This window comes from Streptomyces viridifaciens, assembly GCF_001888885.2.
Lineage (GTDB): Bacteria > Actinomycetota > Actinomycetes > Streptomycetales > Streptomycetaceae > Kitasatospora > Kitasatospora aureofaciens.
On the sequence record NZ_CP090841.1, the window covers coordinates 3,296,212 to 3,310,919 of the forward strand.

15 protein-coding genes are annotated in these 14,708 nt (G+C 72.1%); 6 read left to right on the top strand and 9 right to left on the bottom strand.

Annotated elements, in window-relative coordinates; genetic code table 11:
* Positions 1 to 3: 3 nt before the first annotated feature.
* A complete protein-coding gene (locus tag BOQ63_RS21720) occupies positions 4 to 366 on the top strand; it encodes a DsrE family protein (RefSeq protein ID WP_030288986.1) in 363 nt (120 codons plus the stop codon).
* A gap of 49 nt (positions 367 to 415) precedes the next feature.
* Here BOQ63_RS21720 and BOQ63_RS21725 read toward each other — a convergent pair whose 3' ends face one another.
* The 7 genes from BOQ63_RS21725 to BOQ63_RS21755 all read right to left on the bottom strand — a co-directional run bounded on the left by BOQ63_RS21725 (position 416) and on the right by BOQ63_RS21755 (position 5,012).
* Positions 416 to 697: a DUF3099 domain-containing protein gene (locus tag BOQ63_RS21725; RefSeq protein WP_072654816.1), complete on the bottom strand. Its 282-nt coding sequence runs from the start codon at positions 695 to 697 to the stop codon at positions 416 to 418.
* A 65-nt stretch (positions 698 to 762) separates the two neighbouring features.
* Positions 763 to 1,053, bottom strand: a complete 291-nt coding sequence (locus tag BOQ63_RS21730; RefSeq protein WP_030288989.1) for a DUF1416 domain-containing protein — start codon at positions 1,051 to 1,053, stop codon at positions 763 to 765.
* Between the two features lie 40 nt (positions 1,054 to 1,093).
* The gene (locus BOQ63_RS21735) at positions 1,094 to 1,927 is read right to left on the bottom strand and encodes a sulfurtransferase (protein ID WP_030288992.1); all 834 of its coding nucleotides are present in this window, start codon (positions 1,925 to 1,927) and stop codon (positions 1,094 to 1,096) included.
* 242 nt (positions 1,928 to 2,169) lie between these two features.
* On the bottom strand, positions 2,170 to 2,250 hold the full coding sequence (locus BOQ63_RS21740; RefSeq protein ID WP_350517234.1) for an Ms5788A family Cys-rich leader peptide: 81 nt from the start codon (positions 2,248 to 2,250) through the stop codon (positions 2,170 to 2,172).
* 257 nt (positions 2,251 to 2,507) lie between these two features.
* Positions 2,508 to 3,230: an LmeA family phospholipid-binding protein gene (locus BOQ63_RS21745; RefSeq protein WP_030555384.1), complete on the bottom strand. Its 723-nt coding sequence runs from the start codon at positions 3,228 to 3,230 to the stop codon at positions 2,508 to 2,510.
* A gap of 136 nt (positions 3,231 to 3,366) precedes the next feature.
* Complete coding sequence (locus tag BOQ63_RS21750; RefSeq protein ID WP_454130275.1) at positions 3,367 to 4,713, bottom strand: hypothetical protein; 1,347 nt, start codon at positions 4,711 to 4,713, stop codon at positions 3,367 to 3,369.
* A gap of 5 nt (positions 4,714 to 4,718) precedes the next feature.
* Entirely contained in the window at positions 4,719 to 5,012 is a 294-nt protein-coding gene (locus BOQ63_RS21755) for a MoaD/ThiS family protein (RefSeq protein WP_046387136.1), read from the bottom strand.
* 652 nt (positions 5,013 to 5,664) lie between these two features.
* Here BOQ63_RS21755 and BOQ63_RS21760 point away from each other — a divergent pair.
* From BOQ63_RS21760 to BOQ63_RS21780, 5 genes are all read left to right on the top strand, one after another.
* Complete coding sequence (locus BOQ63_RS21760; RefSeq protein ID WP_030288998.1) at positions 5,665 to 6,396, top strand: response regulator transcription factor; 732 nt, start codon at positions 5,665 to 5,667, stop codon at positions 6,394 to 6,396.
* A 120-nt stretch (positions 6,397 to 6,516) separates the two neighbouring features.
* On the top strand, positions 6,517 to 7,575 hold the full coding sequence (locus BOQ63_RS21765; RefSeq protein WP_030289000.1) for a LacI family DNA-binding transcriptional regulator: 1,059 nt from the start codon (positions 6,517 to 6,519) through the stop codon (positions 7,573 to 7,575).
* A 154-nt stretch (positions 7,576 to 7,729) separates the two neighbouring features.
* Positions 7,730 to 8,887: a S1C family serine protease gene (locus BOQ63_RS21770; RefSeq protein ID WP_051747184.1), complete on the top strand. Its 1,158-nt coding sequence runs from the start codon at positions 7,730 to 7,732 to the stop codon at positions 8,885 to 8,887.
* An 88-nt stretch (positions 8,888 to 8,975) separates the two neighbouring features.
* Entirely contained in the window at positions 8,976 to 9,746 is a 771-nt protein-coding gene (locus tag BOQ63_RS21775; protein WP_030289005.1) for a response regulator transcription factor, read from the top strand.
* Positions 9,743 to 11,230, top strand: a complete 1,488-nt coding sequence (locus BOQ63_RS21780) for a HAMP domain-containing sensor histidine kinase (protein WP_223886003.1) — start codon at positions 9,743 to 9,745, stop codon at positions 11,228 to 11,230. The genes BOQ63_RS21775 and BOQ63_RS21780 overlap by 4 nt, the downstream gene beginning before the upstream one ends.
* 81 nt (positions 11,231 to 11,311) lie before the next feature.
* Here BOQ63_RS21780 and BOQ63_RS21785 read toward each other — a convergent pair whose 3' ends face one another.
* The gene (locus tag BOQ63_RS21785) at positions 11,312 to 13,111 is read right to left on the bottom strand and encodes a bifunctional metallophosphatase/5'-nucleotidase (RefSeq protein WP_051747185.1); all 1,800 of its coding nucleotides are present in this window, start codon (positions 13,109 to 13,111) and stop codon (positions 11,312 to 11,314) included.
* Between the two features lie 205 nt (positions 13,112 to 13,316).
* Positions 13,317 to 14,666 carry an ATP-binding protein gene (locus BOQ63_RS21790; protein WP_072654819.1) on the bottom strand — a complete coding sequence of 450 codons (1,350 nt, stop codon included), beginning with the start codon at positions 14,664 to 14,666 and terminating at the stop codon, positions 13,317 to 13,319.
* Between the last annotated feature and the right edge of the window lie 42 nt (positions 14,667 to 14,708).

Genomic DNA, 14,708 nt, shown 5'->3' on the forward strand with positions numbered 1-14,708 from the left:
GCCATGTCGAAGAAGCTCGTCATCAAGGTCACCGCCGGGGCGGACGCGCCGGAGCGGTGCTCGCAGGCCTTCACGGTGGCGGCCGTGGCCGTCGCCAGCGGGATCGAGGTCTCGCTCTGGCTGACCGGGGAGTCCTCCTGGTTCGCCCTGCCGGGGAGGGCGGCGGAGTTCGAGCTGCCGCACGCCGCACCGCTGCCCGACCTGCTGGAGTCGATCCTGGCGGCCGGCTCGGTGACGCTGTGCACCCAGTGCGCGGCCCGGCGCGGGATCGAGCAGAAGGACACCGTCGAGGGCGTCCGGATCGCGGGCGCGCAGGTCTTCGTCAGCGAGATCACGGCGGACGGCGTCCAGGCGCTCGTCTACTAGGACCGGTCCCGGCTCCGTTCAGCCCCGGTCCCGAACCGGTCCGGCCCGGCTACCGGGGCTTGTCGCGCGGCTCGTGGTCGGGGCGGTCCCGGTCGTGACCGGGGTCGTCCCACTTCGGGTCGTCCCAGCGCGGATCGTTCCACCAGTCGTCCTCCGGGTCCCGCTTGTTGGCGAACACCGCCGCGGCGGGCGGGATCACCATCGCGACCACGCACATCCCGATCGCCGCGCCGACCGAGAAGAACCGCACCACGCCCCAGGCCAGGACGAACAGGCCCAGGCACACGCCCATCATGGCGTAGTAGTAGCGCCGCCGGCGCCTCGTCTGCACGTCTTCCACGGTACGGCCGAGGGCCCCTGCGCGGCAGGGGCCCTCGGTGTGATCGTCCGTTCCGGTCAGACCGCGATCGCGACCTCGACGGCGGTGCCCTGGGAGGCCACCACCTGACGGTCCACGGTCTGGCCCGGCACGAGCGCCCGCAGGGTCCACTTGCCCGGGCGGGCGAAGAACCGGAACTGGCCGGTCGCCGAGGTGGGCACCTCGGCCGTGAACTCGTTGTTCTCGTCCAGCAGCCGGACGTAGCCGTTGACCGGCTCACCGTCGCGGGTCACCGAACCCTGGATGATCGTCTCGTTCGCCACGTCAACTCCTGCCAGGTCCGGGCCGCCGGCCTTCGCACCGCACATGTCTGGTATTCCCTTCTGACTTACGGGTCGAGCCGGGGGCTCAGTTGCCGAGCTCGATCGGCACGCCGACCAGGCTGCCGTACTCGGTCCACGAACCGTCGTAGTTCTTGACGTTCTGCTGGCCGAGCAGCTCGTGCAGCACGAACCAGGTGAGCGCGGAGCGCTCGCCGATGCGGCAGTAGGCGATGGTGTCCTTCGCCAGGTCGATGCCCTCGGCCTCGTACAGCGCCTTGAGCTCCTCGTCGCTCTTGAAGGTGCCGTCGTCGTTGGCGTTCTTGGCCCACGGGATGTTGCGGGCGCTCGGCACGTGGCCGGGGCGCTGCGACTGCTCCTGCGGGAGGTGCGCCGGGGCGAGCAGCTTGCCGGAGAACTCGTCGGGCGAGCGGACGTCGACCAGGTTGAGGTTGCCGATGGCGGCGACCACGTCGTCGCGGAAGGCGCGGATCGAGGAGTCGGCGGCCTGCGCCTTGTACTCGGTGGCCGGGCGGGCCGGGACCTCGGCGACCAGGTCGCGGGAGTCCAGCTCCCACTTCTTGCGGCCGCCGTCCAGCAGGCGGACGTCGCCGTGGCCGTACAGCTTGAAGTACCAGTAGGCGTAGGAGGCGAACCAGTTGTTGTTGCCGCCGTAGAGGACGACGGTGTCGTCGTTGGCGATGCCCTTGGCGCTGAGCAGCGCCTCGAAGCCGGCCTGGTCGATGAAGTCGCGGCGGACCGGGTCCTGGAGGTCCTGCTTCCAGTCGATCCGGACGGCGTTGCGGATGTGGTTCTTGTCGTACGCGGAGGTGTCCTCGTCGACCTCGACGATGACGACCTTCGGGTCGTCCAGGTGGGCCTGGACCCAGTCGGCGTCGACCAGGACGTCGCTGCGGCTCATGGTGGTTCTCCATCCGAGGGCGGTTGGCGGAAGGTGCTGCTCAGCAGGTGCTGCAGGGGTGCCCGAACGGGTGCGGCCCGAATTCCCGTCCGAAATCCTGTCCGAATGACGGGATGGAGGAGCGAGCCGGGGCGACCGGGCGGGGAAGTGCGGGGTACGGCGGCGGCCATCGGCCCGAAGGGCCGGGCGAGGTCACCGGAGAGATCGGCGGCGGGCGTCAACTGCCCTGCCAGGATGCCGACTTAGCGCATTCGACACAGACAGGCGGCCACGCGGCACAGGTCGACCGCCCGCCGCTTCGTGAGATCCGTCTGTCGCTTCATGCCGACGATGCTAGGGACACCGAAGGCCTGCTGTCATCAGCGTATCGAATGCCGAGATCGAAACAGCCGAATGCTGGGATTCAGCCTTGGTGCGTTCCGGCGGGCGCGGGCCGGATGCCCGGCAGAGGGGCACAACGGGCGGAAACGACACCGCTCCGCGTGCCGCACTGGACAGCGCGTCTCGCGGAGCGGAACGGAGGAAGAGGAGCGGGGGGAGGGGAGGGGAGGAAGGCAGGCCGACGGCGGGCGGGCCCGGGTCAGCCCAGCAGCTTGACGTCCTTGCCCTCGAAGGACAGCTGCAGGCCCTCCGGCAGCGGCGTCACGCCGTCCTTCGCGGCCAGCTTCAGCCCGGCCGGCATCGAGTCCAGGGTGAAGGCGGCCGGCTCGACCTTCCGGTTGGCGAGCCCGGCGAACATCTCGGCCAGCGAACTCAGTTTGAGGCCGTCCACGGTGACGGTGTTGCCCTGGTTGTGCACGGTGGCCTCACCGACCGAGACCGGTCCCAGCGAGGCCTTGACCTTGCCCGGACCGCCGTACGACAGGCTCAGCCGGGAGTTGGCGCCGCCCGGCAGCGGGGCTCCGCCCAGCAGCTGGGAGGCCGGGGGCAGCAGCTGGGCGAGGTCCTGGTAGGTGATCACACCGCTGCCGGTGCTGCTGTCCACCGTGGCGCTGTTCAGGCTGTCGCTCACATCGACGCCCGAGAGCTTCGCCTTGAAGGAGTGCAGCGCCACCTGCTGGCCGTTGTTCCGGACGGTCAGGCCGTCCGAGGAGATCCGGACGTCGTCCAGCTTCTTCGAGACCGCCTGCGTCAGGAACGGGAAGCCCTCGATCGTGACGTCCGGCCGCTGGCTCATCTGGCCGCTCTTCACCAGCCGGTCCGCGGCCTCGTCCTCGGCCACACCGACCGCGATCCGGTCCGCGCCCACCAGCAGGCCGGCGAGCACCGCCAGGCCGATCGTCGCCTTCAGCCATCCGCGCATCGTGTCCCCCGTCGTCGCCGGTCGCCGTCGTCGTCAACTCCCGGAGCCGTCCGGACGCGGCTCCTCCCGCACGACCGTACGACGTCCCGCCCCGGAAGGTGGTTCCGGGGCGGGACGCGGTCGTGACGAAACCGGCTCAGCCGGCCAGCAGGTCGGTGGCCATCCAGATCAGCGGCGCGGCCACCGCCAGCGGCAGCGCCACGCCCGCCGTCATGTGCACGAAGCGGGACGGGAAGTCGTACGCCGCGACCCGGCGGCCGATCAGCGCACCCAGCCCGGCGAGCGCCCCCAGAGCCACCGGCGCGCCCGCCAGGAATCCCAGCAGCACCGCCGCCACCAGGCCCAGCACCGGGCCCAGCTGCTTCGGGCCGGGCAGCGGAGCCGCCGCCAGCAGGGTGGCCAGCGCCACCGCGCCGACCCCGGCCGGCACCCAGTCCGCCAACAGCAGCGCGGTGCACAGCGCTGTCACCACGGTGGCCGAGCCCAGCACGGTCAGCGCGTAGAACCGCTCCTTCGGGTCCGACGGGCGGAACGTCTGCAGCACCAGGACCAGCAGGAAGAACCCGCCCAGGGTGCCCACCACGGCCGCCGCGTCGCCGCTGGAGTCCGCCAGCAGCACGGCCACGTCCGCGGTGAGCCCGGCCAGCGCGGCGAGCAGGATGCCCTGACGGGCCGGCCACATGCCGTTCAGCCGGAACCAGCCGGCCGCCGTCAGCAGCTGCAGCAGCGCAACCACCAGGGCCAGCGCCACCTGCCCCAGCGCGGCGCCGCCCGCCAGCAGCGCGGCCACCCCGGCGGTGATCAGGGCGGGCTGCAGGCCCGGGTCGATGATCGGGGAACCGGTCCGGCCGGGCGGCGTGCCGACCGGTGCGGCGAGCGGAGTCGGCTGCGCCGGGAGGGAGCCGTACGGCGGGGCAGCGGGGGCGCCCGGGCGCTTGAGCGTCATGGTCGGCGGGTCGAAGCCCGCTCCGGCGTCGGGCAACCCCGCCAGGGGCGTGCCGGGCATCCCGGCGACGGGCGGTGCGGCGGGGGCGGCCTGCTGCGCGGCGGGCTGCGGCGCCGGGGCCGCGTGCCGCGCCCTGGAGGGCTGCTGCGGCTGAACCGGACGCTGCTGCACCGGCGGCTGCCCGAGGTGCTGCGGCGGGGCGACCGGCATCGCGCCGGAGACCCGCACCGGCGGCAGCAGAGTGGTGGCCGCCGCGTCGTCCAGCGGCGGGACGGGCGGGAGCAGCGTGGTCGCGGCCGCGTCGTCGAACGCGGGCACCGGCGGCAGCAGGGTGGTCGCGGCCGCGTCGTCGAAGGCCGGGACCGGCGGCAGCAGCGTGGTCGCCGCCTCGTCGTCCACCGGATAGCCGTACGGGTGCTGCGGCGCGTGTTGCTGGGGCTGCTGCGAATGCGAATGCGGATGCGGATAGGGCTGCTGGGGCTGCTGCGGCCAGTTGCCGTAGCCGCCGCCGTGATTCGGGTCGTTCATGTCCGTCACGCCGCTCAGCCTCCCGCGAACGGCGGGAGAACCTCGACCGTCCCGCCCTCGGTCAGGGCCACGGCCGCGTGGTCCCGGCCGCCCACCTGCGCGCCGTCGACCAGGTACGAGCAGTGCCCGAGCAGCTGGACGAGCTTCGGCCGGTCGGCGTGCCGCTCCTTGGCCGCGGCCAGCGCCTCCGCCAGGGTCGCCGCCTCGTACGGCTCCTCGGCCAGCCCGGCCTCGGACTTCGCCGCCGCCCAGTAGCGGATCGTCCCGCGCGCCCGGGCGCCGCTCGCGGGCTCGGTGGTCGCGCCCATCGGGCACCCCTTCCGTTCGTCCTCGCCCGGCCCCGGTGGCCCGGTCCGGCTCGCCACCGGAGTTTCCGCCCGACCACCCGAACGATGGACCCGGGCGGCGCCGCCGATGTGCGTCCATGATGGCGTGTCCGCCGGTCCGAGCGGCAATCGCCCTGGCCGGACGAGCCCGGGGCGGCGCCCGAAGCTGTGTCCAGGCTCACCCGGCGCACGCCCGGATTGGGCGAACCGCCGGATTCGCGCACTCCCGGCGCGGAGGACGGTCGGCTATTCTCGTGCACCAAGAGGGATCCGGGCAGAGTCGCCCCCGGGTCCTTTTGTGCTTTCAGGACGCCAGTACGGACGTTCGTGCGATTCGTCGGCCCACCCCCGGCGCACCGCAGGAACCGCCCCGCCTCTCGCGGCACAAGGACGTGCCGGCCCGGCGGGGTGTCGCCACCCGGCGCCGGGCCGCCACCCGGGACCGGACCAGACCGGAGGGTTCGCGGGATGACCAGGGCAGGAACGGTGCGCCAGGGGTTGCGGGACCCCCGGTGCGCCGCGCGCTCCCCCGAAGCCGCCCGGGCGTCCTCCCCCTCCCCTCAGCACCTGCGTCCCCCGGCTGCGGCGGCAGCCGGAACGCGACCGCGACGACCCGGAAAGGGGACCACCGGGTATGAGTTCTCTCCTCCTCCTCACCAACGCGCTCCAGCCGTCCGCCGAAGTACTGCCGGCCCTCGGCCTGCTGCTGCACAACGTCCGGGTCGCACCCGCCGAGGGATCGGCCCTGATGGACACCCCCAGTGCGGACGTCATCCTGGTCGACGGGCGGCGCGACCTGCCGCAGATCCGCAGCCTGTGCCAGCTGCTCCGCTCCACCGGCATCGGCTGCCCGCTGATCCTGGTGGTCACCGAGGGCGGCCTGGCCGCCGTGACCGCCGAGTGGGGCATCGACGACGTCCTGCTGGACACCGCCGGGCCGGCCGAGGTCGAGGCCCGGCTGCGGCTCGCGCTCGGCCGCCTCCAGGTCGCCGTCGACGACAGCCCCATGGAGATCCGCAACGGCGACCTCTCGGTCGACGAGGCCACCTACTCCGCGAAGCTCAAGGGCCGGGCGCTCGACCTCACCTTCAAGGAGTTCGAGCTGCTCAAGTACCTCGCGCAGCACCCCGGCCGGGTCTTCACCCGGGCCCAGCTGCTGCAGGAGGTCTGGGGCTACGACTACTTCGGCGGCACCCGGACGGTGGACGTCCACGTCCGGCGGCTGCGCGCCAAGCTCGGTGTCGAGAACGAGCAGCTGATCGGCACCGTGCGCAACGTCGGCTACCGCTTCGTCGTCCCGGAGAAGGCCGAGAAGAGCGAGCGCCCGGACCTCTCCCAGCGCCCCTCCGCCCCGCTGGAGGCCTGAGACCGGGCGGGTCGGGAGGGCCGTCCTCCGCCCGACCCGTCCGGTTTCCTCCCGGTACGCCCCCCGAAGCGGCCCCAGGTCCCACTGCCGCCTCGGGGGCCACACGCGTAGACTCCCCCCGTGGCCAAGGTGACGCGCGACGATGTAGCCCGACTGGCTGGGACCTCCACCGCGGTCGTCAGCTACGTGATCAACAACGGGCCGCGCCCGGTCGCGCCCGCGACCCGGGAGAAGGTCCTCGCGGCGATCGAGCAGCTCGGCTACCGGCCGAACAGCGTCGCCCAGGCGATGGCCTCCCGGCGGACCAACCTGATCGGCATGGTCGTCCCGGACGCCCGCCAGCCCTTCTTCGCCGAGATGGCCCACGCCGTCGAACGGGCCGCCTCCGAGCGCGGCAAGCTCGTGCTGATCGGCAACTCCGACTACGTCGACGACCGCGAGGTCCACTACGTCCGCGCCTTCCTCGGCATGCGGGTCTCCGGCCTGATCCTGGTCAGCCAGGGCCCCTCGCAGCGCGCCGCCGAGGAGTTCGCCGCGATGGAGGGGGCGAAGGTGGTGCTGCTGCACCGCCGCCCCGAGGCGATCGACGACGTCGCGGTGGTCACCGACGACGTCGGCGGAGCCGAGGCCGTCGTCCGCCATCTGCTGGAGGTGCACGGGCACCCGTACGTGGCCTGCTTCGGCGGCCCGGTGGAGTCCCCCGCCCCCGGCGACCCCGTCATCGACCACGTCGAGGGCTGGCAGCGCGCCATGGACGCCCACGGCGTCCCCACCGCACCGCACCTGATCGACGCACCCTTCCACCGCTACGGCGCGTACGACGTCGCGCTCGACCTGCTGCGCAGGCCGGACCGGCCGCGGGCGGTCTTCTGCTCCACCGACGACCAGGCCATCGGCGTGCTGCGGGCCGCCCGTGAGGTCGGCCTGCGCGTACCCGAGGACCTCGCGGTGGCCGGCTTCGACGACGTGCCCGAGGCCGCGCTCGCCGACCCGCCGCTGACCACCGTCGCCTCCGACCGCGACGCGATGGCTAGGGCCGCCGTGGACCTGGTGCTGGACGACTCGCTGATGGTGCCCGGCTCGGACACCGAACGGGTCCGCAAGTTCCCGTCCCGCCTGGTCATCCGCCGTTCCTGCGGCTGCGACGGCGCCGCACCCGGGCGGACCCTGCCGGAGTAACCGAACGGAGCAGCGGACGGAGCGGCCGGACCGGAACCGCCGATTCCGCTCCGCAGGCGGTCTGACCAGGCTTTATGAGAAGCCAACGCGCTTCTCGGGGCGTTCTGAGCCGCTTCTCATCCGGTCCTCATCCACCGGGCGGAGCTTGGTCGGCATGAGCGAACACCAGCAGCACCCCGACGAGCAGTACGGCCCGTACGAGCAGCCCCGCGTCATCGAGGGCACCGTGCTCGGCCACGGCGCCGGCAACCCCGACCCACGCACCGCCTACGGGTACCGCGAGGACCACTCCGGCGGCAGCTTCGACGGACCACCCCCTCCCCCGCCCATGCCGCCCGAGCCCCCCACCCTGCTCGGCCACCCTTCCGGGTCCGAGGGCCCCGGCGGCCACGGCAACCGCGCCCGGCGCGGCCTGCTGCGCGGACGGCTCGCCCTGGTCACCGCCGTCGCCGCGATCGCCGCCGTCATCGGCGGGGTCACCGGCGGGGTCGTCGCCGCCGACCGGCAGTCCTCCGACAGCCGCGTCGGCACCATCGCCAGCCCGGTCTCCGCCCGCACCGACGGCACCGCCAACGTGCCCGCCATCGCCTCCGCCGTCTCCCCCAGCGTCGTCCAGATCACCGTCAAGAGCGGCAACGGCACCGCCACCGGCACCGGCGTCGTCCTCAACCACAACGGCCAGATCCTCACCAACTTCCACGTGATCGACACCGCGGCCGACGGCAACGGCCGGATCACCGTCACCTTCAAGGACGGCTCCACCGCCCCCGCCACCGTCACCGGCACCGACAAGAAGCTCGACGTCGCCGTGATCACCGCGACCGGCGCCAAGAACCTCTCCCCCGCCGTCCTCGGCGACTCCTCCACCGTGGCCGTCGGCGACCCAGTCGTCGCCATCGGCAACCCCGACGGCCTCACCGGCACCGTCACCTCCGGCATCATCAGCGCCGAGAACCGCGACGTCACCGTCCAGCTCGACGAGGGCAGCACCAGCGGCAACGGCGGCTTCGGCTTCCCCAACCTGCCCGGTCTGCGCGGCAGCATCCCGCAGCAGCAGAGCGGTGCCGACACCACCACCTACAAGGCCTTCCAGACCGACGCCGCCCTCAACCCGGGCAACTCCGGCGGCCCGCTGATCAACGCCAACGGCCAGGTCATCGCCATCAACTCGGCCATGTACGCCCCGAACGGCGCCAGCTCCACCGCCGGCGGCGGCAGCAGCACGGCCGGCAGCGTCGGCCTCGGCTTCGCCATCCCGATCAACGACATCAAGCAGGCCCTGCCGAAACTCGAAGCCGGCCAGAGCCTGTGAGCCACAATCCCTGAGAGCCGGTAAGCGTCCGCGAGACGGACAATTGCTCCCAGCAGGTCCTCCACCCGACGAGAAAGGGCACCAGCCCATGACCCCGTCCGCCGACGACCGCACCACCGCCGAGGCCGGCCACCCCTCCGCCCGGCTCCTCGTGGTCGACGACGAACCCGCCCTCCGGGACGCCCTGGAGAGCAGCCTCGCCTTCGAGGGCTACGAGGTCGCCACCGCCACCGACGGCTACGAGGCCCTGGAGTCCGTCGAACGCGACAAGCCCGACCTCGTCCTGCTGGACATCATGATGCCCCGGATGGACGGCCTCACCGCCGTCCGCCGGATGCGCTCCCGCGGCGACACCGTCCCCGTCCTGATGCTCACCGCCCGCGACGCCGTCGGCGACCGCGTCACCGGCCTCGACGTCGGCGCCGACGACTACCTCGCCAAGCCCTTCGAACTCGACGAACTCCTCGCCCGCGTCCGCGCCCTGCTGCGCCGCAACGCCCTCGCCGCCGAGGCCGCCGCCCGCGCCGCCGCCGAGGACGACAGCGAGGTGCTCGCCTTCGGCGACCTGCGGATGAACACCGCCACCCGCGAGGTCACCCGCGGCGGCAAGCCGGTCGAACTCACCCGCACCGAGTTCATGCTGCTGGAGATGTTCCTCTCCCACCCCCGGCAGGTCCTCACCCGGGAGCAGATCCTCAAGGCGGTCTGGGGCTTCGACTTCGAGCCCTCCTCCAACTCCCTGGACGTGTACGTGATGTACCTGCGCCGTAAGACCGAGCAGGGCGGCATGCCGCGCCTCATCCAGACCGTACGCGGCGTCGGCTACGCCCTGCGCCCGGCCGCCGGCGCCGGCGCGTGAGTACTGTTCCGCCCCCGCCGCTGGCGCCGCCCCGCACCCCGGGCCGGCGCGAGCGAATCGTCCACTGGTACCGCTCCCGCTCGCTGCGCGGCCGCCTCACCTTCCTGAGCGCGGCGGCGGTGGCGGTGGCGATCGCGATGTCGGCGCTGGCGTGCTGGTTCATCGTGGAGAGGCAGCTGTACGGCCAGGTCCGAACGGATCTGCTCAACGCTCCCCCGCAGCCGCGGATCCCACCCACGTTGTACTGCGCCTCATCGCCTGCTGCAGCCCCGACGGCACAGGGGTCCTCCCCGACCGAGAGCAACGGCCCCGTGCTCAGGGACGTCCAGTTCGTCCTGGCGAACACCGGCCAGGTCTGCTTCGCGGAGCGCACGCCCCGAGCCATCACGCTCAAGCCGAGCGACACCGACGCGTACCGCCTCAAGCTCGGTCAGTCGATCATCCGTGATGGCACCTACACCAATGGTGATCCTGCTGTCGTCCGCGTCTCCGCGGCCCAGAGCCACTCTCTCGGGCCGGTGCTGGTCATGGTCGCGACCCCCACCCAGTCCGTCGAGGACTCGCTCCAGGGCCTCGCCATCCTCCTCGGCGCCGTCTCCCTCGGCGGCATCCTGCTCGCCGCCGTCGCCGGCCGCCTGGTCGCCCACTCCTCCCTCAAGCCCGTCGACCGGCTCACCGACGCCGTCGAGCACATCGCCCGGACCGAAGAGGTCGGCACCACCATCCCGGTGCGCGGCGACGACGAGATCGCCCGCCTGTCCACCTCCTTCAACTCGATGAGCACCGCCCTCGCCAACTCCCGCGAGCGCCAGACCCGGCTGATCGCGGACGCCGGCCACGAGCTGCGGACGCCCCTCACCTCCCTGCGCACCAACGTCGACCTGCTGATCCGCAGTGACGACACCGGCCGCCCGCTGCCCCCGGCGACCAAGACCAAGCTGCTCGGCAACATGAAGGCGCAGATGCAGGAACTCACCGTCCTGATCGGCGACCTGCTCCAGCTCTCCCGCCCCGACACCCCGAAGGCCGGTCCCAACCTCACCGTGGTCGCCCTGCACGAGATCGCCGGCCGGGCCGTCGAGCGCGCCAAGCTCCGTGGTCCCGGGCTGGTCTTCGAGGTGAGCACCGAGCCCTGGTACACCCACGGCGACGCGGCCGGCCTGGAGCGCGCCGTGATCAACCTGCTGGACAACGCGGTCAAGTACAGCCCGCCCGGCGGCACCATCGAGGTCCGGTTGCAGCAGGGCGTGTTGACCGTCCGCGACCACGGCCCCGGCATCCCGCCGGACGAGCTGCAGTACGTCTTCGACCGGTTCTGGCGCTCCCCCTCCTCGCGCCAACTGCCCGGCTCAGGCCTGGGGTTGTCGATCGTCGCACAGAGCGTGCGGGAGGCGGGCGGCGAGGTCACCCTCGGCCCGGCCGAGGACGGCGGCCCCGGCGCGCTGGCCACCGTACGACTGCCGGGCGGCCCCGGCCCCGAGTAGCCCCCGAGTGACGGTCGGGGGAGAACGGAACGGGCGGGGCGCCCCGACAGCGCCCCGCCCGTCCTCATCGTCGGCTCACGGTCAGTCGATGTCGCTGCCCGGGCCGAGGACCTTGATCCGGTCCTGCGCCGGCGGCTTCAGCGGCGAGGCCGCCGAGCTGTGGGCCGCCAGGTAGGCCGTGAAGACGTCCAGGTCGGAGGCGCCGACGAGCTTGTCGGTGCCCGCCGCGAAGGCCGGGAAGCCGTCGCCGCCGCCGGCCAGGAACTCGTTGGCCGCGACCCGGTACCTGGCGGCCGGGTCGACCGGCGCGCCGTTCAGCCGGATCGAGTCGAGCACCACCCGGTCCGCGCCGGTCTTGCGCATGTCCAGGGTGTAGTGGAGGTTCGAGGACACCTGGAGGACCTTCGGCGCCGCGTCGTTGAGCCCGCTCACCTGCTGCTGGAGCAGCTGGACCAGCTGTGCGCCGGTCAGCGTCTTGACCTGCATCATGTTGGTGAACGGCTGGGCGGTGAACGCCTCGCCGTAGGTCACCACGCCGTCGCCCTCACTGCCGGAGGCCTTGTACACCAGGTCGGAGCGCAGTCCCCCGGGGTTCATGAAGGCGACCTGCGCCCCGCCCTTGCCGGCCGGGGCGAGCCCCTCCAGCTGGGCGTCGGCGATCACGTCGCCGAGCGGCTTCTCCAGGTCGCTGCTGCCGCGGCCGTTGATGTCCGCGGAGATGTAGCCGATCGGGCGGTTGGCGATCGGGGCGGCCAGCTTGGAGTAGTGGTCGATCAGCGCCGTCATGTCCGGGGCCTTGGGGACCGTGCGGCGCACCACGTGGTTCTCGGCCTTGACCGACGGGCGGACGATCTCGCCGGTGGTCTTGTCCAGCTTCATGTCGATCTCGGTGAACAGCCGGCCGAAGGAGGCGGCACTGGTGACCGAGCGCGGCACGCCGTTGGGGTCGGGGATCTCGCAGGCGTACGCGTTGTGGGTGTGGCCGGTGACGATGGCGCCGACGGCCGGGTCGATGTTCCTGGCGATGTCGACGATCGGGCCGGAGATGCCCTGGCCCGCCGGGCCGCAGTCGTAGTTGTAGACGCTGCTGGCCGGGTAGCCGCCCTCGTGGACCAGCGCGACGATCGAGTTGACGCCCTTGGCCTTCAGCTCGGCGGCGTACTTGTTGATCGTGGTGACCTCGTTGGCGAACTTCAGGCCCTTGATGCCCTCGGCGGTCACGATGTTCGGCGTGCCCTCCAGGGTGACGCCGATGAAGCCGATCTTCACGCCCTGGGACTTGGTCACCCAGTACGGCGGCAGCAGGGTCCTGCCGGTCTTCTCGTCGGTGACGTTGGCCGACAGGTAGTTGAAGTTGGCGCCCTTGAAGGTGCGGCCCGGCTCGTAGCAGCCGTCGGTCGGGTGGCAGCCGCCCTCCTGCTTGCGCAGCAGCTCCGCAGCGCCCTGGTCGAACTCGTGGTTGCCGACCGAGGTGACGTCCAGGCCGAGCTTGTCCATCGCCTCGATGGTCGGTTCGTCGTGGAACAGCGCCGAGGTGAGGGGGCTGGCGCCGACGATGTCGCCGGCCGCGACGGTGATCGAGTCGTCGGCCGGGATCCGCGCCTTGCGCAGTTCGGTGGCCAGGTACTCGATGCCGCCGGCCGGGGTCGAGACCACCCGACCGGTGGCCGGGTCGACCTCCTTGATCGTGCCGGAGGAGCCGGCCGGGGGCTCCAGGTTGCCGTGGAAGTCGTTGATCGCCAGCAGCTGGAGGTTGACGGTCTTGTGACGCTTGGCGTTGGCGTCGGCGGCCTGAGCGGCCGTCGGCACGACCACCGTGCCGAACAGACCTGCGGCGGCGACGACGGCGAACGCCGCCCGTCGGGATCTGACGGTGAGCATGAGGGAACCCCTGCACCTTGGAGGACCACGCGGCGGCGGAGGAACCGGGCGTGGGCGATGAGTTGCGCGAGTGCAGCCTAGGGTCAACGCGCGTAGCTGTCAGGACGTCGAACGTAACGAGAGGATTACCTGCTGACGAACCATCGCGGCAGAGCCGGGACGGGCAGCCTGCGTACGACCGGCCGGCCAGGCTGACGACGGACGGTCAGACCCCCGGCTCCGCCGCCAACTGCCGCTCTGCCCGCGTCCGTTCGGCCACCGCGTCCTCGGTCATCGCGCGGTCGGTGTAGACCAGCGGCCGTTCGGTGTCGGTGATGATGTGCTTCACCACCTGGACGTTGCCGTTGACGTCCCACACCGCGATGCCCGGCGACAGGGTCGGAATGATCTCCACCGCCCAGCGCGGCAGGCCCAGCACCCGGCCGGTGGCCCGCGCCTCCTCGGCCTTCTGCATGTAGATCGTCCGGGTGGAGGCCATCTTCAGGATCGCCGAGGCCTCCTTGGCGGCCGCACCGTCCACCACGTCCGACAGGTGGTGCACCACCGCCACGAACGAGAGCCCGAGCCGTCGGCCGAACTTCAGCAGCCGCTGGAACAGCTGTGCCACGAACGGGCTGTTGATGATGTGCCAGGCCTCCTCGACCAGGAAGATGCGCTTCTTCCGGTCCGGCCGGATCCAGGTGTGCTCCAGCCACACCCCGACGATCGCCATCAGGATCGGCATCGCGATCGAGTTGCGGTCGATGTGCGAGAGGTCGAAGACGATCAGCGGCGCGTCCAGGTCGATCCCGTCGGTGGTCGGGCCGTCGAACATGCCGCGCAGGTCACCGTCGACCAGTCGGTCCAGCACCAGCGCCACGTCCAGGCCCCAGGACTGCACCTCGTCCACCGCCACGCCCAGCGACTCCACCGAGGACAGCTCGGGATTGCGCAGGGTGTCGATGATGTCGTCCAGCACCGGCTGACGGTCTTTCACCGAGGCCACCACGTGGGCGTGCGCCGCCTTCAGCGCGAAGCCCGCCCGCTCCTCCAGGCCCCGCCCCATCGCCACCTCGATGATGGTGCGCAGCAGCGACAGCTGACCGGTCTGGGTGATCGCCGGGTCCAGCGGGTTGAGCTTCACCCCGCCGTCCCGGGCCGCCATCGGGTCCAGCCGGATCGGCTTTATGCCCAGCGCGTCGGCGATCAGGTTCCACTCGCCGACGCCGTCCTCGCCCTGCGCGTCGAGCACCACGACCTGCCGGTCGCGGAACCTCAACTGCCGCAGCACGTACGTCTTCTCCAGCGCCGACTTGCCGTTGCCGGACTCCCCCAGCACCAGCCAGTGCGGGGCGGGCAGCTGCTGCCCGTACAGCTGGAAGGGGTCGTAGACATAGCCCTTGCCGCTGTACACCTCCCGCCCGATGATCACGCCCGAGTCGCCCAGCCCCGGTGCGGCCGTCGGCAGGTAGACCGCCTGCGCCTGGCCGGTCGAGGTGCGCACCGGCAGCCGGGTGGTCTCCACCTTGCCGAACAACAGGCTGGTGAACGCGTCGGTGAGGTTGCCGAGCGCCATGGGCGGCCTCCTGGTGCCAGCGGTGGGGGGTGGACGGGTGCG